This window comes from Olivibacter jilunii (assembly GCF_900607235.1).
GTDB classification, from domain to species: domain Bacteria; phylum Bacteroidota; class Bacteroidia; order Sphingobacteriales; family Sphingobacteriaceae; genus Olivibacter; species Olivibacter oleidegradans.
The window spans coordinates 1-5,573 of the sequence record NZ_LR027865.1; the positions used below are offsets into that span (position 1 = coordinate 1).

Genomic DNA, 5,573 nt, shown 5'->3' on the forward strand with positions numbered 1-5,573 from the left:
GAAAGGCCGCCGTGCAATGCACGGCGGCCTTCTGTAAAGATCGGCACCGACCTACTCTCCCACATGTTACTGCAGTACCATCGGCTCTGGCGGGCTTAACTTCTCTGTTCGGGATGGGAAGAGGTGGACACCGCCGATATAGGCACCTGAATATCTTATCTGAGTTTTACGTTTTAAGTTATTCGTTTTAAGTTCCCATAACCTGCAACTTATAACCTATAACCTACAACTTATAACCCGGTCGACATATATAACGGAAGAAAAAAAACAGGAAGACAACAGCCTGCTGCGCTTGAGAAAGCTTCGGGCTATTAGTACGGCTCGGCTGTGGTATCTCTACCTTTACACCTGCCGCCTATCGACGTGGTAGTCTCCCACGGCCCTGTAAGGAAGTCTCATCTCGTGGCTAGTTTCGCACTTAGATGCTTTCAGCGCTTATCTATTCCCGGCATAGCTACTCTGCCGTACACCTGGCGGCATAACAGATTCACCAGCGGCCGGTCCAACCCGGTCCTCTCGTACTAAGGTCAGCCCCACTCAGACTTCCTGCGCCCACAACAGATAGGGACCGAACTGTCTCGCGACGTTCTGAACCCAGCTCGCGTGCCACTTTAATCGGCGAACAGCCGAACCCTTGGGACCTTCTCCAGCCCCAGGATGTGACGAGCCGACATCGAGGTGCCAAACCTCCCCGTCGATATGAGCTCTTGGGGGAGATCAGCCTGTTATCCCCAGAGTACCTTTTATCCTTTGAGCGATGGCCCTTCCATGCAGAACCACCGGATCACTATGTCCGTCTTTCGACCCTGTCCGACTTGTATGTCTCACAGTCAAGCAAGCTTTTGCCATTGCACTCCGCGTACGGTTACCAAGCGTACTGAGCTTACCTTTGAAAGCCTCCGTTACCTTTTTGGAGGCGACCACCCCAGTCAAACTACCCACCAAACAATGTCCCCCCCGGAGGGGGGTTAGGAACCGGATACAGAAAGGGCGGTATTTCAAGGACGATTCCGCGGATCCTGGCGAACCCGCTTCAATATCTCCCGCCTATCCTACACATCCTGCACCCAGTCCCAATGTTAAGCTATAGTGAAGGTTCATGGGGTCTTTCCGTCCCGTTGCGGGTAACCGGCGTCTTCACCGGTACCACAATTTCACCGAGCTCATGGCCGAGACAGCGCCCAGATCGTTACACCATTCGTGCAGGTCGGAACTTACCCGACAAGGAATTTCGCTACCTTAGGACCGTTATAGTTACGGCCGCCGTTTACCGGGGCTTCGATTCAATGCTTCACCCGAAGGTTGACATCCCCTCTTAACCTTCCGGCACCGGGCAGGTGTCAGGCCTTATACGTCATCTTTCGATTTGGCAAAGCCATATGTTTTTGTTAAACAGTCGCCTGGGCCTTTTCACTGCGGCTTCTCCGTCGCCGGAGGAAGCGCCCCTTCTCCCGAAGTTACAGGGCCATTTTGCCGAGTTCCTTAGCCATGATTCACTCGAGCACCTTGGGATTCTCTCCCCGACCACCTGTGTCGGTTTGCGGTACGGGTCTTATATGCCTGAAGCTTAGCGGCTTTTCTCGGGAGTATGGTTACCCGCGCTATCGGCGCCCCCGGAGGTTTGCCGTACTTTCGGCCTTCGGCACTCGACCCGGATTTGCCTGGGTCACGTTTACCTACGGCCTTCAACGCACTATTCCGTCAGTGCGCGGCGGTGTCACTCCTCCGTCCCCGCTTCGCAGCATACAAGAGTACGGGAATCTTTACCCGTTGGCCATCCGCTGCCCCTTTCGGGTTCGCGTTAGGTCCCGACTTACCCTGATCCGATTAGCGTTGATCAGGAAACCTTGGTCTTTCGGTGGGCGGGTTTCTCGCCCGCCTTATCGTTACTTATGCCTACATTTGCTTTTCCGGAACGTCCACGGATACTCACGTAACCGCTTCTCCCGCGCCGGAATGCTCCCCTACCGATATTTCTATCCCACGGCTTCGGTGGTACACTTAATGCCCGTTTATTATCCACGCCCGGCCGCTCGACTAGTGAGCTGTTACGCACTCTTTAAATGAATGGCTGCTTCCAAGCCAACATCCTAGCTGTCTGGGCAACCGGACCTCGTTAGTTCAACTTAGCGTACACTCGGGGACCTTAGCCGGTGGTCTGGGTTCTTTCCCTCTCGGCGCAGGACCTTAGCACCCTGCGCCTCACTGCGGACCATATCTCCCGGTATTCGGAGTTCGTCTGGATTTGGTAGGATGTGACTCCCCCGCACCCAATCGGTAGCTCTACCTCCGGAAGACTCAATGTCCACGCTGTTCCTAAAAACATTTCGGGGAGTACGAGCTATTTCCCAGTTTGATTGGCCTTTCACCCCTACCCACAGGTCATCCGGAAACTTTTCAACGTTTATCGGTTCGGTCCTCCAGTACGTGTTACCGCACCTTCAACCTGCCCATGGGTAGATCACAAGGTTTCGCGTCTACCTCCACTGACTGTACGCCCTGTTCAGACTCGCTTTCGCTTCGGCTGCGCGGCTTAACCGCTTAACCTCGCCAGTGAAGTGTAACTCGTAGGCTCATTATGCAAAAGGCACGCCGTCACCCCATAAAGGGCTCCGACAGTTTGTAAGCACACGGTTTCAGGTTCTCTTTCACTCCCCTGTTCGGGGTTCTTTTCACCTTTCCCTCACGGTACTGGTCCACTATCGGTCTCTCGGTAGTATTTAGCCTTGGCGGATGGTGCCGCCGGATTCCCACAGGGCGTCTCCGACCCCGCGGTACTCAGGAACTCACTAGGCCGGTCTTCATTGCGTGTACGCAGCTCTCATGCTCTACGGCGGGCCTTCCCAGACCCTTCCACTTCTTCCGACTGTGCCACATTGTGGTCCTACAACCCCGCATATGCCGTAACATATCCGGTTTGGGCTCTTTCCCTTTCGCTCGCCACTACTCAGGAAATCATTATTATTTTCTTTTCCTGCGCCTACTTAGATGTTTCAGTTCGGCGCGTTCGCGTTGTTAAACGGCATGTCTTCAACATGCCGGGTTTCCCCATTCGGAAATCGCCGGATCAGGTCTCATTTGCAGATCCCCGGCGCTTATCGCAGCTTATCACGTCCTTCATCGCCTCCGAGAGCCTAGGCATCCCCCGTGTGCCCTTTCTTACTTTCTTCTCCCCGTACCCTTTTGCCGTACGGGGATGCTTTTGTGTCACGTCCCTTCCCCGTAGGAAAGAAACGTCTCTGCTGTTGTCTTCTCTTGTGTTTTTTCTTCCGATATGTCAAAGAACTTTTTTTTCAGATTAAAAAGTCAAAATCAAAAAGTAAAAACGACCGGCGTACCGCGTTTTTGAATTTTGAATTTTTACTTTTGAATTTGAAAAGCGTGGAGAATAACGGATTCGAACCGTTGACAGCACCCTGCATTATATCACTGCGGCCTGTCCCCGTGACCATCCTCCCTTTTCAGGTAGTCCCGAGCAGATTTGAACTGCTGACCCCTACATTATCANTTTCAGGTAGTCCCGAGCAGATTTGAACTGCTGACCCCTACATTATCAGTGTAGTGCTCTGACCAACTGAGCTACGGGACTGCTTCGCTTCCGCACCGGTGACCCCGAAGGGGCACTGTGGCACTTTCCTCTTTTTTCTCTCTCTCTTTTTTCAAGAAATCTTCATGGCGTAACCGAACGGCCCGAGGGCCCTCTAGAAAGGAGGTATTCCAGCCGCACCTTCCGGTACGGCTACCTTGTTACGACTTAGCCCCAATTACCGGTTTTACCCTGACACGCTCCTTGCGGTTACATGCTTTAGGTACCCCCGGCTTTCATGGCTTGACGGGCGGTGTGTACAAGGCCCGGGAACGTATTCACCGCGTCATTGCTGATACGCGATTACTAGCGAATCCAACTTCACGGGGTCGAGTTGCAGACCCCGATCCGAACTGTGAGGGGCTTTCTGAGATTGGCTTCACCTCGCGGTGTCGCTGCCCTCTGTACCCCCCATTGTAGCACGTGTGTAGCCCCGGACGTAAGGGCCATGATGACTTGACGTCGTCCCCGCCTTCCTCTCTGTTTGCACAGGCAGTCTGTTTAGAGTCCCCACCTTAACGTGCTGGCAACTAAACATAGGGGTTGCGCTCGTTGCGGGACTTAACCCAACACCTCACGGCACGAGCTGACGACAGCCATGCAGCACCTAGTTTCCTGTCCCGAAGGACCTGTCCATCTCTGGACAATTCAGTAACTTTCAAGCCCGGGTAAGGTTCCTCGCGTATCATCGAATTAAACCACATGCTCCTCCGCTTGTGCGGGCCCCCGTCAATTCCTTTGAGTTTCACCCTTGCGGGCGTACTCCCCAGGTGGAACACTTAACGCTTTCGCTTGGACGCCGACCGTCTATCGCCGACATCGAGTGTTCATCGTTTAGGGCGTGGACTACCAGGGTATCTAATCCTGTTCGATCCCCACGCTTTCGTGCCTCAGCGTCAATCGTACTTTGGTAAGCTGCCTTCGCAATCGGTGTTCTGTGGCATATCTATGCATTTCACCGCTACTTGCCACATTCCGCCTACCTCAGGTACATTCAAGCGCGCCAGTATCAAAGGCACTGCGATGGTTGAGCCACCGTCTTTCACCCCTGACTTAGCGCGCCGCCTACGCACCCTTTAAACCCAATAATTCCGGATAACGCTCGGATCCTCCGTATTACCGCGGCTGCTGGCACGGAGTTAGCCGATCCTTATTCTCACGGTACATTCAGCCCGGTATACATACCGGGGGTTATTCCCGTGCAAAAGCAGTTTACAACCCGTAGGGCCGTCTTCCTGCACGCGGCATGGCTGGTTCAGGGTTCCCCCCATTGACCAATATTCCTTACTGCTGCCTCCCGTAGGAGTCTGGTCCGTGTCTCAGTACCAGTGTGGGGGTTTCTCCTCTCAGAGCCCCTAGACATCGTCGCCTTGGTGGGCCGTTACCCCGCCAACCAGCTAATGTCACGCGAGCCCATCCGTCCCCTATGAATATTTAAATGAAGGCCCATGCGGACCTGCATTCTCATGCGGTATTAATCCGGATTTCTCCGGGCTATCCCCCTGGGACGGGCAGGTTGCTCACGCGTTACGCACCCGTGCGCCACTCTCACGGGGACCGAAGCCCCCGATCCCGTTCGACTTGCATGTATTAGGCCTGCCGCTAGCGTTCATCCTGAGCCAGGATCAAACTCTCCATTGTATAATGTTAAGTTTCCGATCTCGGCTTTCGCACTTCTTTCAGTGCAGCCTTCCGATCTTTTTTGTATCTTCCGGCCGACGGACCGTTCAGGCCTGTCCTTTTGACTTCCGCCAAAAAACAGGCCGTCCGTTACGCTACATGAATCTGATTTCTTAAAGAACTTTAAATGCCTCCGCTCACGCTTCGGCCTCCGCCGTATCCATCGGGTCTCCCCTCCGGTACTTCCTGCTTTTTTCTTTCACCTTCCCGGGCATCGCGCCCGTTCCGTCGTCCCCTCTCTCCCGATTGGGAGTGCAAAGGTAACAGCTTTTTTCTTTTCTCCAAAATATTTTTTTAAAATATTTTT

General features: G+C 53.7%; 2 tRNA genes and 3 rRNA genes. All 5 read right to left on the reverse strand.

Annotated elements, in window-relative coordinates:
- Positions 1-38: 38 nt before the first annotated feature.
- A 5S ribosomal RNA gene (gene rrf, locus E0E36_RS27585) occupies positions 39-150 on the reverse strand.
- A gap of 142 nt (positions 151-292) precedes the next feature.
- Positions 293-3,169: ribosomal RNA gene (locus E0E36_RS27590) — 23S ribosomal RNA — on the reverse strand.
- Between the two features lie 213 nt (positions 3,170-3,382).
- Positions 3,383-3,457 (reverse strand) — tRNA-Ile (locus E0E36_RS27890).
- Positions 3,458-3,515: 58 nt separating this feature from the next.
- A tRNA-Ile gene (locus E0E36_RS27595) sits at positions 3,516-3,589 on the reverse strand.
- Positions 3,590-3,705: 116 nt separating this feature from the next.
- Positions 3,706-5,227, reverse strand: a 16S ribosomal RNA gene (locus E0E36_RS27600).
- Together the 16S, 23S and 5S rRNA genes with 2 tRNA genes alongside form the textbook arrangement of a ribosomal RNA operon.
- Positions 5,228-5,573 lie beyond the last annotated feature (346 nt).